The sequence below is a fragment of the Delftia sp. WSY_7 genome (assembly GCF_043104845.1).
GTDB lineage: Bacteria > Pseudomonadota > Gammaproteobacteria > Burkholderiales > Burkholderiaceae_C > Comamonas > Comamonas tsuruhatensis.
On the sequence record NZ_JBICLB010000005.1, the window covers coordinates 217,831 to 233,101 of the forward strand.

Below are 15,271 nucleotides of genomic sequence, written 5' to 3' on the forward strand. Positions count from 1 at the left end.
GGCTCGCCGTCTTGCCCTGAGACGCCAGCCCTCGCCAACACCACGGGGTAGACACGCCCCGGCGAACCGGCCTTATACAGAAAGAGCACAAACGAGCCAATACGAACAACCCGTGCTTTTGAAACGAAATGGTATTGACCTAAAATAGCGCCGCTTCGCGTGTCATTTTTTGTCACACGACTGACATACGGGACCAGCGGCTCACCGGGTTTGGCCTGTAGTGCGGTAAGAAGCATCCGAAAACAATGACACAGACATGTCATGCCCCTGCCTTACCGTGGCAGCGGTCTGAAACCGTCACCGAACTAGAGGAGTCCTCATGCAACTGAAGCAACTGGCCATGGCGGCCGCGATCGCGGCCACCACCATCTCGGCACAAGCCCAAACCGAAATCCAGTGGTGGCACTCGATGAGCGCGGCCCTGGGCGACTGGGTGAATGACCTGGCCAAGGAGTACAACGCCAGCCAGACCCAGTACAAGATCGTGCCGACCTACAAGGGCCAGTATGACGAGTCCATGACAGCTGCCATCGCCGCGTTCCGCGCCGGCAATGCACCTGACATCCTGCAGGTCTTCGAAGTGGGCACGGCCACCATGATGGCCTCCAAGGGTGCCGTGGTTCCGGTCACCAAGGTCATGAACGACGGCGGCTTCAAGTTCGACCAGGGCGAGTACATCTCCGCCGTGGCCGGCTACTACACCGCCCCCAACGGCCAGATGATGAGCTACCCGCTCAACAGCTCTACCACCATCTTCTACTACAACAAGGACGCCTTCAAGAAGGCGGGCCTGGACGAGAACAAGCCGCCCAAGACCTGGCCCGAAGTGTTCGCCGCCGCTGAAAAGCTCAAGGCCTCGGGCCACCGCTGCGCACTGACCACGAGCTGGATGAGCTGGACCCAGCTGGAGAGCTTCTCGCTGTGGCACAACACCCTGTACGCGACCAAGAACAACGGCTTTGACGGCACCGATGCCAAGCTGGTGTTCAACTCGCCGCTGCACGTCAAGCACTTCGAGAACCTGGCCAAGGCCGCCAAGGACGGCAGCTTCGTCTACAAGGGCCGCGGCAACGTGCCCGACGCCGCCTTCGCTTCCGGCGAGTGCGCGATGATCACGGGCTCCTCCGGCCTGTACGCCCGCGTGGTCAAGGAAGGCAAGTTCGCCTTCGGCCAGTCGCAGCTGCCCTACTACGCCGATGTGAAGGGCGCCCCCCAGAACACGGCCATCGGCGGTGCTTCCCTGTGGGTGATGGCTGGCAAGAGCGCCGAACGCTACAAGGGCGTGGCTGACTTCTTCAACTTCCTGAACAACACCAAGATCCAGGCCGCCAGCCACCAGCGCACCGGCTACCTGCCCGTGACCACCGCTGCGTACAAGCTGACCGAGGCTTCGGGCTTCTACGAAAAGCATCCCGGCACCGACACCGCCGTGACGCAGATGATCCGCAAGACCACCGACAAGTCGCGCGGCATCCGCCTGGGCAACTTCGTTCAGATCCGCACCATCATCGATGAGGAAACCGAACAGATCTGGACCGGCAAGAAGACTCCCCAGCAGGCACTGGACACCGCTGTCACCCGTGGCAACGAGCAACTGGGCCGCTTCGCCCGGGCCAACAAGTAATCCTCCCATGTGATCTGCGGTGTGGCCGCTGCGCAGGCAGCCCGCACCGTGCATCACAGGCCCGCAACCGGCGGCCCCACGGCCATCCGGTTTGCGGGCTGTTTTGTTCTACCGAGTTCCGTCATGGAAAAACGCGTTCTTTTTCGATCCGCCTGGCTGCCGTGGTTGCTGATAGCACCACAGATGGTCATCGTGCTGGTCTTCTTTTTCTGGCCCGCAGGCCAGGCCATCGTGCAGTCTTTCCAGGCGCAGGATACGTTTGGCTTTTCCACCGAATGGGTGGGCTTCGCCAACTTCCAGCATCTGCTGGATGACCCTGCCTACCTGGCCTCGTTCAAGACCACGGCCATCTTTTCCCTGCTGGTGGCGGTGTTCGGCATCGCGCTGTCGCTGATGCTGGCCATTTTTGCGGACCGCGTGATCAAGGGTGCGCTCGCCTACAAGACCGCCTTGCTGCTGCCCTATGCGGTGGCGCCCGCCGTGGCAGGCGTGCTGTGGGTGTTCATGTTCTCGCCGTCCATCGGCGTCGTGGCCTATGCGCTGCGCATGATCGGCTATGACTGGAACCACCTGCTGAACTCCGGCAACGCCATGACGCTGATCGTCATCGCCGCGATCTGGAAGCAGATCTCCTACAACTTCCTGTTCTTCCTTGCGGGCCTGCAGTCCATCCCCAAGTCGCTGATCGAGGCCGCCGCCATCGACGGCGCGGGCCCCATGCGCCGCTTCTGGGACATCCAGTTCCCGCTGCTGTCGCCCACCACGTTCTTCCTGCTGGTGATGAACGTGGTCTATGCCTTCTTCGACACCTTCGGCATCGTGGACGCCACGACCCAGGGCGGTCCGGGCCAGGACACCTCCATCCTGGTCTACAAGGTCTATCACGATGGCTTCAAGGCCATGGACATGAGCGGCTCGGCTGCCCAATCCGTCGTGCTGATGGTGATCGTGGTTGCACTCACCGTGATCCAGTTCCGCTATGTTGAGAAGAAAGTGCAGTACTGATCATGGTTGAACGCAGTCCTCTTCTGACCTTTTTCTCGCACCTGATCATGGTGCTGGGCGTGTTGATCGTCGGCTTTCCGCTGTACCTGGCCTTCGTGGCCTCCACGCACACGCCGCAGGACATCATCCAGGTGCCCATGCCCCTGGTGCCCGGCAGCAACTTCTGGGAAACCTACAAGGCCGCGCTGTTCGGCGGCTCGGGCCCTGGCTCCAGCGCGCCCGTGGCACGCATGATGTGGATCAGCTTCGTCTCGGCCATGGTGATCACCGTGGGCAAGATCGCGATCTCGCTGCTGTCGGCCTTCGCACTGGTGTACTTCCGCTTCCCGTTCAAGAAGATCTGCTTCTGGCTGATCTTCGTGACCCTGATGCTGCCCGTGGAAGTGCGCATCGGCCCCACCTACGAAGTCGTCTCCACGCTGGGCATGCTCAACAGCTACGCCGGCCTGACGATTCCGCTGATCGCCTCGGCCACGGCCACCTTCCTGTTCCGCCAGTTCTTCCTGACGGTGCCGGACGAGCTGGTGGAGGCCGCCCGCATCGATGGCGCCGGCCCCATGCGCTTCTTCAAGGATGTGCTGGTGCCGCTGTCCAAGACCTCGATCGCGGCGCTGTTCGTGATCCAGTTCATCTACGGCTGGAACCAGTACCTGTGGCCGCTGCTCGTGACCACCTCGGAAGACATGTACCCCGTGGTCATCGGCATCAAGCGCATGGTGGCCAGCGGCGATACCGGCAACGACTGGAACGTGGTGATGGCGACGGCCCTGCTGGCCATGCTGCCGCCCGCTGCCGTGGTGATCCTGATGCAGCGCTGGTTCGTCAAGGGCCTGGTGGACACCGAAAAGTAAGCCGTCCACCGCCCCCACCCACCGTATAGAACCCCGCAGAGCAAGCGCCAGCGCCCTTCGCTCTGCGACTCAACCAGAATCTTCGTATGGCATCCATTTCCTTTCGCAACCTGATCAAGCGCTACGGCCACGGCCCGTCGGCCAACCAGGTACTGCACGGCGTCAACGCCGAAATCCAGGACGGCGAGTTCGTCGTCATCGTCGGCCCTTCGGGCTGCGGCAAGTCCACCCTGCTGCGCATGGTGGCGGGCCTGGAAGAGATCTCCGACGGCCAGCTGCTGATCGGCGACAAGGTCGTCAACGACGTGGAACCGGCCAAGCGCGACATCGCCATGGTGTTCCAGAACTATGCGCTGTACCCGCATATGTCGAACTACGAGAACATGGCCTACGGCCTGAAGATCGCCAAGGTGCCGCCCGAGGAGATCAAGCGCCGCGTGGACAAGGCCGCCAAGATCCTGGAGCTGTCGCACCTGCTGGACCGCAAGCCGCGCCAGCTGTCGGGCGGCCAGCGCCAGCGCGTGGCCATGGGCCGTGCCATCGTGCGCCAGCCCAAGGTCTTCCTGTTCGACGAGCCGCTGTCCAACCTGGACGCCAAGCTGCGCGGCCAGACCCGCATCGAGATCCAGAAGCTGCACGCCGAGCTGGGCATCACCAGCCTGTTCGTGACCCACGACCAGGTCGAGGCCATGACCCTGGCCCAGCGCATGATCGTCATGAACGGCGGCGTGATGGAGCAGTTCGGCACGCCCGAAGAGGTCTACCACACGCCCGCCTCCACCTTCGTGGCCAGCTTCATCGGCTCGCCCCCGATGAACCTGCTCAAGAACGCGCCCGGCGGCACGGCCGGCCGCATCCTGGGCATCCGCCCCGAGCACCTGGTCGTCGTCAACGAAGGCGGCTGGGAAATCAAGGTGGACACCGTGGAAATGCTGGGCGCCGAGCGCCTGGTCTATGGTTCGCTCAATGGCGAGACGATGACGGTACGCATCGACGAAGGCGCGCCCTTCCCCAAGTCCGGCGAGACCATGCGCGTGCGTCCTTCCGAAGAGCGTCGCCTGCACTGGTTCGACGCAGAAAGCGGCAAGCGGATCTGATCCCCTGAAGGCCGGCTCTCCGACCTTTTCCAAGAGAGCCCCAGAGGCTCTCTTTTTCCATCCAAGCTCCCTTCTTTTGACGGACTCGCCATGACCGAGAACCTGAAATCCTGGCCCTACCCCCTGTGGGTGGCCCACCGTGGCGCCGGCAAGCTGGCGCCCGAAAACACCATGGCCGCTTTCCGCCTGGGCGCCGCGCACGGCTATCGCATGTTCGAGTGCGATGCCAAGCTGTCTGCCGACGGCGTGCTGTTCCTGATGCACGACGCCACGCTGGAGCGCACCACCAACGGCCACGGCACGGGTGGCGACCTGTCCATGGGCGAGATCGCCCAGCTCGACGCCGGCAGCTGGCACTCGCGCGCATATGCGGGCGAGGCCCTGCCCACGCTGGAAGCCCTGGCGCGCTGGTGCCTGGCCAACCACTTTTTCCTGAACGTGGAGATCAAGCCCACGCCGGGCCAGGAAGAGGCCACGGGCCGCGCCACGGGCGAGCTGATGAACCGCATCTGGCCCCAGGACCGGGTCCCGCCGCTGTTCACCTCGTTCAAGACCGATGCCCTCAAGGGCGCACGCGACACGGCGCCCCACATTCCGCGCGGCCTGCTGGTGGACAGGCTGGCAGACGCCACGGGCGACGCCGACCTGCGCACCGCGCTGGAATTGGGCTGCGCAGCCATGGTGCTCAACCACGCGCTGTGGGATGCAGCCCTGGTCGCCAAGGTGCATGGCGCGGGCCTGCGCTGCAGCAGCTACACGGTCAACGATGAGTGGGCCGCGCAGCGCCTGATCGACCTGGGCACGGACGGCGTCATCACCGACCGTGTCGATATGTTCAGTCCCGCATCGCGCTGAGACGGCTGCCGGCTGGCGGGGCCGGACCTTTGGAAACAACCGCTGCAGCGGCCCGCCGCACAATGTGCGTCCATGACACCGCCCTGCAGCCCTCTTCCGCAGCGCCCCATGTGGGCACAGGCCCTTCGCCCATGCCTGGCCATCTGGCTGATGGCTCTGGCGATGCTGCTCCTGTCTGCACCCGGCCCGGCCCTGGCTCAGGACGGCGCCACAGCCGCGGGCGCGACCGCAGAAGACGGCCGGCCCGCCCTGCCCAGCGTAGACGATCTGCGCAAGCAGCTGGACGCCATTCCCCGCAAGCTGGCCGAGGACGATGACGGCCGCAAGCTGCTGGACGAGGCTGCAGCCATTGGCACGGCAGCCGACCAGGTGGCGGCCCGCCGCACAGAGGAACTGGCCGATATCGATTCGCGCCTGGCCGGCCTGGGGCCGGCACCCGAAAAAGGCGCCCCCGCCGATGCGCCCGATGTGGCCGAGCAGCGCGCCAGCCTGGCCAAGCAACGCAGTGCCGTGGATTCCGAACTCAAACTCGCGCGGCTGGTGTCGGTCGATGCCGACCAGCGCGGCAACGAGCTGATACGCCAGCGCCGCGAGCAATTCCAGGCCGCGCTGACGGCCCGCACCGATTCACCGCTGGGCCGTCCCTTCTGGCGCAATCTGAGCACCGCCGCGCCCCTGGACGCGGCGCGCCTGCAGGGGCTGGGGCGCGAGCTGCGCCAATCGGTGAGCTCCACCTTGGCCTCCGATCGCCGGGGCGGCTTTATCGCCAGCCTGGCCGCTGCCTTGCTGATCGCCCTGCTCGGCCCCTGGCTGGCCGAGCGCCTGCTGGTGCGCGCCGCGCCCGCACGCCTGCCCAGCGGCCGCCTGCGCCGCTCGCTGCGCGCGGCGGCCACGGTGGTGATCAACACGCTGCTGATCGGCCTGGCGGCGCAGCTGGCCTGGAGCGTGCTCAAGGCCAGCGATGGCTTCGGCGAGTCGCTGGACGCGCTGGCCAAGGCCAGCGTGCAGGTCACGCTGTTCGGCGCCTTCGTGGTGTCGCTGGGCCAGACCCTGCTGTCGCGCAAGCGCAGCTCATGGCGCCTGCCCGGCGTGTCGGATGAGCTGGCCGAGCGGCTCAGCCCCTATCCCTGGTGGATTGCGGCAGGTGCCGCGATCAACGGCCTGGTGACCGAGGTCAACGCCATCATCGGCGCCAGCCTGGCCGCCGAGGTCACGGTGCACGCCCTGTCGGCCCTGCTGATTTCGGCCGTGGTCATGCTGGCCCTGCGGCATCTGCGCGCGCCGGCGCCAGTGGCGCAGGAAGACGGCGCCCAGGCGGAGCCCGCGCCGCCCCGGCCCTTGTGGGTGGGACTGCTCGTGGCCTGCGCGGCGGTGGCCAGCATCGCCACCATTGCGCTGGCCGTGACCGGCTATGTGGCGCTGGCCGGCACGCTGGCACGCCAGATGGTGTGGACCGGCGTGGTCTTTGCCACCACCTACCTGCTGTTCCAGCTGGGCGACGATCTGTGCGAGGCCCTTCTGTCGTCCAAGGGCAGCTTCGGCACCCGGCTGAACCAGGGCCTGGGCATCGAGGGTCGGCTGCTGGACCAGGCCTCGGTCCTGGTCTCGGGACTGTTGCGCGTGGCCCTGCTGTTCTACATGGTGATCGCCCTGCTGGCCCCGCTGGGCACGGGGCCCGACGAGGTGTTCCGCCGTGGCAGCACGGTCAATCACAGCCTCAAGGTGGGCGACTTCACCATGGCGCCCCAGGCCCTGTTCACCGCATTCGCCGTGATCGTCACGGGCCTGATCGTGATCCGCGTGATCAAGCGCTGGCTGACGGACCGCTACTTCCCCAACACCTCGCTGGAGCCTGGCATGCGCAGCTCCATCACCACGCTGCTGGGCTATGTGGGCGGCATCTTCGTGGTGGCCGTGGCGCTGGCGGGGCTGGGCATCAGCGTGGAGCGCATCGCCTGGGTGGCCAGCGCGCTGTCGGTGGGCATTGGTTTCGGCCTGCAGGCCATCGTGCAGAACTTCATCTCGGGCCTGATCCTGCTGGCCGAGCGGCCCGTCAAGGTGGGCGACTGGGTGGTGCTGGGCGATACCGAGGGCGACGTGCGCCGCGTCAACGTGCGCGCGACCGAGATCCAGCTGGGCGACCGCTCCACCGTCATCGTGCCCAACTCGGAATTCATCACCAAGACCGTGCGCAACATGACGCTGGCCGGCGCGCCCGGGCGGGTGCTGCTGCGCCTTCCCGCACCGCTGGACACCGATGCCGAGCGCATGCGCACCCTGATCCTGGAAGCATTTCGCGCGCATGAAGGCATCCTGGACACGCCCGAGCCTTTGGTGCAGCTCGAAGGCATCGCCAACGGCACGCTGACCTTCCTGGCCATCGGCTACGTCGGCAATCCGCGCAATGCGGGTGGCGTGCGCAGCGATGTGCTGTTCAGCATCCTGGCCTCGCTCAAGGGCGCAGGCCTGTACCTGTCGCCACCGGCCACCACCTCGGTGGCGGCACCCGTGGTGACAGGTACGCCGGGCACGCCGGGCACGCCGACCATGCCCGGTGATCCGGCCAGCCCGGGCTAGCCGCGCCTTGCCATTTCCGATCGCACATGCGCCGCGACCACGGCCATCAGTTCACGCAGATGGCCGCGCAGCGGCTCGAATCCCGCATTGGGCTCGCGCGTGTCCTCGTCCATGTAGACCGGGCGGCGGATCTCGATCTGCAGGCTGTGCCGGCCCAGGTGCGGCTGGCCTATGCGCCCGATCAGCTCCACGCCCTTGTAGGGCTCGTTGTAGGCCACGCTATAGCCAAAGCCCGCCAGCGTCTCGCCCACCAGCTGGATGAACTCGGGCGCGCAGGTCGTGCCGTCGCGGTCGCCCAGCACGAAGTCGGCCAGCGGCGGCGCGTCGGTACGGCCCAGGCGCTTGTAGACATCGTTGGGCATGGAGTGCAGGTTCAGGTGCCAGACGCCGCCAAAGCGCTGCACGCTGCCATCGATGGCCTGCGCCAGCGCCGCATGGTAGGGGCGCCAGTAGCGCGCGATGCGGTGCTCCACCTCGGCCACCGTGCGCGGACGGTCATACAGCGGCGTTGCCACGCCGTCGCGGCTGATGCGCTGCCAGATCAGGCCCAGGCCCTGGCGCGTCTTGACGCTGGGCGCCAGGGGCACGGGCCACTGGCCGTCGATCTGGGCCGGGTCCAGGTCGGCCTCGCTGCGGTTGGGGTCGATGTAGGTGCGCGGAAAGGTGGCCTCGATCAGCGTCGCGCCATGCGCGGGCCACTGGTCCCAGAGCGCGGCCACATGCGTGTCCTCGCCACGGCGCAGCAGGGACATGGGCACGGCATGGCCGAAATCCTCGGGATAGGAGGTGCCGCTGTGCGGCGAGTCGCAGACGATGGGCAGCACCTCGCCGGTGGCGGGATGCACCACGACCGGGGTGTCCGGCCGGGGGCGCAGGAAATCCGACTGTGCCATGCGGTCCATCAGTCGAGCTTGATGTTGGCGCGCTTGGCCACGGCCGTGTAGCGCTCGATGGCGGCCTTGATCTGCTTGGCGAATTCCTCGGGCGTGTTGCCCATGGACTCGCCCGAGATGGATTTTTGCTTTTCCAGGTAGTCAGGCATGGCCATGGCCTTGTGCGCGGCGGCATTGAGCTTGTCGATGATGGGGCGCGGCGTGCCGGCCGGCGCAACCAGGCCGAACCAGCCACCATCGCCCATCTGCGCAAAGCCCAGCTCGGTGTACGTGGGCACGTCGGGCAGCACGTCGGCGCGCTTGAAGGCCAGCACGGCCAGCGGTCGCAGCTTGCCGTCCTTGATGTGGGGCAGCGTGGAGGGCAGGTTGTCCGTCATGGCGTTGACCTGGCCGCCCAGCGCATCGGTGATGGCCTGGCCCGCGCCCTTGTAGGGGATGTGCAGCAGGTCGATGCCCGCCAGGTTCATGAAGTTCTCGATATTGGCGTGGCCCAGCGAACCCGTGCCCGGCGAGGCAAAGCTGTACTTGCCCGGGTTGGCCTTGGCCAGGGCGATGAACTCCTTCATGGTCTTGGCGGGCACGCTGGCGTTGACCACGAATACGCTGGGCACCGACATCACATTGGTGATGGGCGCGAAGTCCTTGATCGGGTCATAGGGCAGCTTGCGGAAGATCGCCGGGTTGGAGCCGTGCGTGCTCACCGTGGCCATGCCGATGGTGTAGCCGTCCGGCGCGGCACGCGCGATTTCGGAAGCGCCGATGGAGCCGCCGGCCCCGCCGCGGTTGTCCACCACCACGGACTTGCCGAGGATCACGCTCATCTTCTCGGCCAGCAGGCGCGCCACCATGTCGGTGGAGCCACCGGCTCCGAACGGCACGACCAGGCGGATCGGACGGCTGGGATAGTCGGCCGCCGGGCCCTGGGCCCAAGCGGCGGGAGCCAGAAGAGCGGTGGCGGCGCAGGCGGCCAGGCTGGACAACAGGGTGCGGCGCATTGCCATGGGATGTTTCCTATCTTGGTTGGGGGTGGCGGCAAAGCACGGGCTCTGCGGGACAGGCGCTGATTCTGGACAGCCGCCGCATCCGCGAAAAGAGACAAGACGGCAAGCAACCATGACCAACCGTCATAATTGCGCCCGTCATGCGCATGCACTCCCCCTCGCTTTCCGAGCTGCACGCCTTCGCGGCGGCCGCGCGCCTGGGCAGCTATTCGCTGGCGGCCCGGGAGCTGTATGTCACCCAGGGCGGCATCAGCCGCGCCATCGCCCGGCTGGAAGAGCACCTGGGCTTTGCGCTGTTCGAGCGCCAGGGCCGGCGCAGCGTGCTGACCGAAGCCGGCCGCGAATACCTGCAGGCCGTGGAGCCCGCCGTACACGCCATCGAATCGGCATCCGCGGCAGCACGCAGGCGCCACTTCGGCCCGCAACTGCGGCTGTCGGTGGTGCCCACGCTGTTCAGCCATTGGCTGATTCCGCGCCTGCCGCACTTCAACGCCCTGCATCCGGGCATCGCCCTGTCGTTCGCGCCCTATCGGCGCGACGATCCGCTGTCGGCCGCCGAGATAGACGGCTGGCTGCGCGTGGGCAGCGAGCCCTGGCCCGCCCATGTGGTGGCCGACTATGTGGTGGGCCGCGATCTGGTGCCCATCTGCCATCCGAGAGAACTGCAGGGCCCGCGGCCCATCCGCAGCCCCCGGGACGTGCTAGCACGCCCGCTGCTGTTCCACACCAACTATCCGGGCAACTGGGCCCGCTGGATGTCCCATCTGAACCTGCCCGGACCCTGCCCCGCACCGGCAGCCGACTTCGAGCTGGTGGCCCTGCTGGTACAGGCCGTGGCCGCCGGCATGGGCGTGGCCCTGGTGCAGCGCTGCCTGGTGGAGGAAGACCTGGCCGCCGGCCGCGTGGCCCTTGCCTTGCCTGCGCCCGTCCACATCGAACGCGGCTACTTTCTGTGCCGTCCCGCCACGCGGGCACCTTCCGAAGCCTTTGCGCAGTTCCGCGAATGGCTGCTGGAGCAGGCCGCGCCGGGCGCCGTGCCTCCAGCCGCAGTCTCAGGCCCCTGATCGCCAGGAGAAACGCCCTCTTCCGTTGATCTGCATCAATCTTTGCTGTCAGCCATCAGCGCCAGCCGCGTGAAAACACCCACTGGCAAAGCGCCATCACCACGACCAGCGCAGCATAGGTGGCCATCTTTGCATCGCGCCCGAACCACCACAGCCCCGCCAGCAGCACCAGTGCACCAACAATTAAATTGATAGCAACCTGTGACCACCAGGCCATGGCTTGCTGCGATTTCCCATAGATCAAAAGCGCGCACAACATCAGGGCCGGCGACAGGAAAAGTGCAGGCGCCAGGAAGTTCAGCCAATGATTCGTACTCGCAATCCATCCCATGTGCGGGCTCCGATTCCAGGGTGTTGTGATCAGGGATGCCTGAAACTGCGCGAAATTTTATAATCCCGGGTTATGGCAGTCTGGGCACTCGGCATCAACCACCACACGGCTCCGCTTGATATGCGGGGACGTTTCGCGTTCGCGCTCGACCAGATCGTGCCCACGCTGCAGGGCCTGCGCGAATCGCTGACCGGCCCCGGCCGCCAGCACAGCGCCGTCGAGACCGCCATTCTCTCCACCTGCAACCGTACCGAGATCTACTGCGCGGCCGAAATGCCGGCCATGGACCATACGCTGCACTGGCTGGCCAACAGCGGCGGCATCTCGTCCGAACTGCTGCGCTCGCACTCCTATCTGCTGGAAGACGGCCATGTGGCGCGCCATGCCTTCCGCGTGGCCAGCGGGCTCGACTCCATGGTGCTGGGCGAGGCCCAGATCCTGGGCCAGATGAAGAATGCCGTGCGCGCCGCAGAGAACGCAGGCGCCCTGGGCAGTACGCTGAACCAGCTGTTCCAGCGCAGCTTCGCGGTGGCCAAGGAAGTGCGCAGCTCCACCGAAATCGGTGCCCACAGCATCAGCATGGCCGCTGCCGCCGTGCGGCTGGCCGGCCAGCTGTTCGAAGACCTGTCCCAGATCCGCGTGCTGTTCGTGGGCGCGGGCGAGATGATCGAGCTGGTCTCCACCCATTTCGCGGCCCGCCACCCCAAGCAGATCATGATCGCCAACCGCACGCTGGAGCGCGGCGAAAAGCTGGCCGCCCAGTTTGGCGCCGGCACCATGCGGCTGGCCGACTTGCCCGAGCATCTGCATGAATACGATGCCGTGATCAGTTGCACGGCCTCCAGCCTGCCCATCATCGGCCTGGGCGCCGTGGAAAGCGCGCTCAAGAAGCGCAAGCACCGCCCCATGTTCATGGTCGATCTGGCCGTGCCGCGCGATATCGAATCCGAGGTCAAGGACCTGCGCGACGTCTACCTCTACACCGTGGACGATCTGGCCACCGTGGTGCGCACGGGCCAGGCCCAGCGCCAGGCAGCGGTCGAGCAGGCAGAAGTCATCATCGACCACGGCGTGCAAAGCTTCATGCACTGGCTGGACCAGCGCCGCCCGCAGGCCGGTGTGGTGCCGCTGATCCGCCAGCTCAACACCCAGACCGATGAATGGCGTGCGCTGGAGATTGCGCGCGCCAAGAAGCTGCTGGCCAAGGGCGAAGACATCGACACCGTGCTGGAGGCCCTGTCGCGCGGCCTCACGCAGAAAATGCTGCACGGCACCCTGGCCGAGCTGCACAAGGGTGACGCCGACCAGCGCACCCAGACCATGGACACGGTCTCGCGCCTGTTCCTGCGCTCCGCGCCAGGCGGTCCGCGCGGCACGACTCCCGACAAGGCGCTCTAGCGGCGCTCGCCCCCTTCAGAGAGCCGCGCGCCCGCGGGTCTCTGGCGCCTCGGCCCACTTCCGGCCACCTCGTTCCCCCGCCGCAGCGCTGCCCCGCGCAGCCCTTCGCACCATCGCCTCACACCATGCAAGACTTTCTGCGCCAACAACTGGAGCGCTACGCCCAGCGCCTTGAAGAACTCGACTTCCTGCTCTCGCGCGAAGACATCATGGGCGACATGAAGCAGTACCGTGCCATCTCGCGCGAGCATGCCGATGTGACGGCCATTGCCGGCCGCTATGCACGCTACCGTCAGCGCGAGGCCGATCTGGCCTCTGCCAGGGACATGCTGGACGATCCCGACATGGAGGAAATGGCGCGCGAGGAAATCTCCGGCGCAGAGATCGAGCTGGTGCAGCTGGAAGATGAACTGCAGCGCCTGCTCCTGCCCAAGGACCCCGACGACGCGCGCAACGCCTACCTGGAAATCCGCGCGGGCACGGGTGGCGATGAATCTGCCCTGTTCGCAGGCGATCTGGCACGCATGTACACGCGCCACTGCGACGCCGTGGGCTGGAAGGTCGAGATCATGAGCGCCAACGAAAGCGAGCTGGGCGGCTACAAGGAAGTGGTGCTGCGCGTGGAAGGCACCGACGTCTATGGCCGCCTGCGCTTCGAATCCGGCGGCCACCGCGTGCAGCGCGTGCCTGCCACCGAGACCCAGGGCCGCATCCACACCAGTGCCTGCACCGTGGCCGTCATGCCCGAGCCCGACGAAACCCAGGCCATCACGCTCAACCCGGCCGACCTGCGCATCGACACCTTCCGTGCCAGCGGCGCCGGAGGCCAGCACATCAACAAGACCGACTCGGCCGTGCGCGTGGTCCACCTGCCCACGGGCATCGTCGCCGAGTGCCAGGACGGCCGCAGCCAGCACAGCAACAAGGCCAAGGCCCTGCAGGTGCTGCAGGCGCGCCTGCAGGAAAAGGAGCGCAGCGAGCGCGAGGCCAAGGAGGCCGCGCTGCGCAAGGGCCTGATCGGCAGCGGCGACCGCAGCGACCGCATCCGCACCTACAACTTCCCCCAGGGCCGGCTCACCGACCACCGCATCAACCTCACCATCTACAAGCTGCTGGCCGTGATGGAAGGCGACCTGGGCGACGTGCTCGACGCGCTGCAGGCCGCACGCGAGGCCGAACTGCTGGCCGAGCTGCAGGTCAACAGCTGAGGCGCGGGCCATGGCCAACCTACCCACCATCAAAGAGGCTCTGCAGCACTCCCAGGCCCAGGGGCTTGCGCGCATCGACGCGCAAATGCTGCTGCTGCATGTGCTCGGACGCCCGGCCGGCGGCCGCGCCTGGCTGCTCACCCACGACGGGGACGCGCTGACCGCGCCCCAGGCCGGCGTCTATGCCGCGCTGTGCACACGCCGACTGAGCGGGGAGCCCGTCGCCTACCTGGTGGGCCACAAGGAGTTCTACGGGCTGGATCTGGCCGTGGACGCACGCGTGCTCGACCCTCGCCCCGATACCGAAACCCTGGTGGACTGGGCGCTGGAGCTGATACCCGCCCAGGCCCCGAGCGGCCCCGCATGCCGTGTGGCGGATCTGGGCACCGGCAGCGGAGCGATTGCCCTGGCCCTGCAGAGCCAGCGCCCCGGCGCCACCGTGTGGGCCGTGGATGCCAGTGCCGACGCGCTGGCCGTGGCCAGCGCCAATGCCACGCGCCTGCAGCTGGGCGTGCGGTTTGCGCATGGCAGCTGGCTGGAGCCGCTGGCAGGCCAGGCGCCGTTCAACCTCATCGTCAGCAATCCGCCCTATATCCGCGACGACGATCCGCACTTGCTGGCGTTGGAGCATGAGCCGCTGTCGGCTCTGGCCAGCGGCGCCGATGGCCTGTCCGACATCCGCGCCATCGTCGCGCAGGCGCCTGCGCTGCTGGCCAGCGGCGGCTGGATGCTGCTCGAGCATGGCTGGGACCAGGCCGATGCCGTGGCCACCCTGCTGCGCAGCGCCGGCTTTGAGAGCGTGCAACACCGCCACGACCTGGGCGGCATCGCCCGCTGCACGGGCGGGCAATGGACAGCGCAAGCCTGAGCTCGGGTCCGGGCGCAGCATTCCCGCATGCTTTCAAAGTCCGCGCCGAGAGTGAAATAATCCCATCCATGCCGCCGCGCCTGCGGCGCCCACCACGACCCCGGAGCACCACACAGATGAGCGACACCCAGCAACGCATCGACCAACTGGTCAAAAGCAACAACATCCTGCTGTTCATGAAGGGCAGCGCCAGCTTTCCCATGTGCGGTTTCTCGGGCCGCGCCATCCAGATTCTCAAGGCCTGCGGCGTGGAGACCAAGGACATCTCCACCGTCAACGTGCTGGAGGACCAGGAAATCCGCCAGGGCATCAAGGACTACAGCAACTGGCCCACGATCCCCCAGCTCTACGTGCAGGGCGAGTTCATCGGCGGCTCGGACATCATGATGGAGATGTACGAATCCGGCGAGTTGCAGCAGCTGCTGGCACCCAAGGCCTGAGTTCGCAGGCTTGCGACTCGCGCGCAGCAACCCGCCTGCGCCCGCTGCTGCGCAGAATC

14 protein-coding genes are annotated in these 15,271 nt (G+C 66.7%); 11 read left to right on the forward strand and 3 right to left on the reverse strand.

The window, feature by feature from the left end; translation table 11 throughout:
• Positions 1–319 precede the first annotated feature (319 nt).
• The 6 genes from ugpB to ACF8ME_RS02335 all read left to right on the forward strand — a co-directional run bounded on the left by ugpB (position 320) and on the right by ACF8ME_RS02335 (position 8,009).
• Positions 320–1,624: a sn-glycerol-3-phosphate ABC transporter substrate-binding protein UgpB gene (ugpB, locus tag ACF8ME_RS02310; RefSeq protein ID WP_012207263.1), complete on the forward strand. Its 1,305-nt coding sequence runs from the start codon at positions 320–322 to the stop codon at positions 1,622–1,624.
• Between the two features lie 123 nt (positions 1,625–1,747).
• A complete protein-coding gene (gene ugpA / locus ACF8ME_RS02315) occupies positions 1,748–2,629 on the forward strand; it encodes a sn-glycerol-3-phosphate ABC transporter permease UgpA (protein WP_016445667.1) in 882 nt (293 codons plus the stop codon).
• A gap of 2 nt (positions 2,630–2,631) precedes the next feature.
• On the forward strand, positions 2,632–3,480 hold the full coding sequence (gene ugpE, locus ACF8ME_RS02320) for a sn-glycerol-3-phosphate ABC transporter permease UgpE (RefSeq protein ID WP_016445666.1): 849 nt from the start codon (positions 2,632–2,634) through the stop codon (positions 3,478–3,480).
• Between the two features lie 86 nt (positions 3,481–3,566).
• Positions 3,567–4,577 (forward strand): sn-glycerol-3-phosphate ABC transporter ATP-binding protein UgpC, encoded by a 1,011-nt coding sequence (gene ugpC / locus ACF8ME_RS02325; RefSeq protein WP_016445665.1) that lies wholly within the window; start codon positions 3,567–3,569, stop codon positions 4,575–4,577.
• Positions 4,578–4,667: 90 nt separating this feature from the next.
• Complete coding sequence (ugpQ, locus tag ACF8ME_RS02330; RefSeq protein WP_016445664.1) at positions 4,668–5,432, forward strand: glycerophosphodiester phosphodiesterase; 765 nt, start codon at positions 4,668–4,670, stop codon at positions 5,430–5,432.
• Between the two features lie 150 nt (positions 5,433–5,582).
• Positions 5,583–8,009, forward strand: coding sequence for a DUF3772 domain-containing protein (locus ACF8ME_RS02335; protein WP_392415490.1), 2,427 nt, complete (start codon positions 5,583–5,585; stop codon positions 8,007–8,009).
• Here ACF8ME_RS02335 and ACF8ME_RS02340 read toward each other — a convergent pair.
• Positions 8,006–8,911, reverse strand: a complete 906-nt coding sequence (locus ACF8ME_RS02340) for an N-formylglutamate amidohydrolase (RefSeq protein ID WP_209799667.1) — start codon at positions 8,909–8,911, stop codon at positions 8,006–8,008. The genes ACF8ME_RS02335 and ACF8ME_RS02340 overlap by 4 nt on opposite strands.
• Positions 8,911–9,903, reverse strand: a complete 993-nt coding sequence (locus ACF8ME_RS02345; protein ID WP_016445661.1) for a tripartite tricarboxylate transporter substrate binding protein BugE — start codon at positions 9,901–9,903, stop codon at positions 8,911–8,913. Before ACF8ME_RS02345 ends, ACF8ME_RS02340 begins: the two co-directional genes overlap by 1 nt.
• Before the next feature lie 140 nt (positions 9,904–10,043).
• On the opposite strand from ACF8ME_RS02345, the gene ACF8ME_RS02350 reads away from it, so the two are divergent.
• Positions 10,044–10,967: a LysR substrate-binding domain-containing protein gene (locus ACF8ME_RS02350; RefSeq protein ID WP_016445660.1), complete on the forward strand. Its 924-nt coding sequence runs from the start codon at positions 10,044–10,046 to the stop codon at positions 10,965–10,967.
• A gap of 55 nt (positions 10,968–11,022) precedes the next feature.
• Here the strand turns inward: ACF8ME_RS02350 and ACF8ME_RS02355 are convergent, their stop codons facing one another.
• The gene (locus tag ACF8ME_RS02355) at positions 11,023–11,298 is read right to left on the reverse strand and encodes a hypothetical protein (protein ID WP_392415091.1); all 276 of its coding nucleotides are present in this window, start codon (positions 11,296–11,298) and stop codon (positions 11,023–11,025) included.
• Between the two features lie 72 nt (positions 11,299–11,370).
• On the opposite strand from ACF8ME_RS02355, the gene hemA reads away from it, so the two are divergent.
• From hemA to grxD, 4 genes are all read left to right on the forward strand, one after another.
• Positions 11,371–12,696 (forward strand): glutamyl-tRNA reductase, encoded by a 1,326-nt coding sequence (gene hemA, locus ACF8ME_RS02360; RefSeq protein ID WP_017405531.1) that lies wholly within the window; start codon positions 11,371–11,373, stop codon positions 12,694–12,696.
• A 125-nt stretch (positions 12,697–12,821) separates the two neighbouring features.
• On the forward strand, positions 12,822–13,904 hold the full coding sequence (prfA, locus tag ACF8ME_RS02365; RefSeq protein ID WP_016445657.1) for a peptide chain release factor 1: 1,083 nt from the start codon (positions 12,822–12,824) through the stop codon (positions 13,902–13,904).
• A 10-nt stretch (positions 13,905–13,914) separates the two neighbouring features.
• Positions 13,915–14,772, forward strand: a complete 858-nt coding sequence (gene prmC, locus ACF8ME_RS02370) for a peptide chain release factor N(5)-glutamine methyltransferase (protein ID WP_392415093.1) — start codon at positions 13,915–13,917, stop codon at positions 14,770–14,772.
• Between the two features lie 116 nt (positions 14,773–14,888).
• Positions 14,889–15,212, forward strand: a complete 324-nt coding sequence (grxD, locus tag ACF8ME_RS02375; RefSeq protein ID WP_012207276.1) for a Grx4 family monothiol glutaredoxin — start codon at positions 14,889–14,891, stop codon at positions 15,210–15,212.
• The last annotated feature ends 59 nt before the right edge of the window (positions 15,213–15,271 follow it).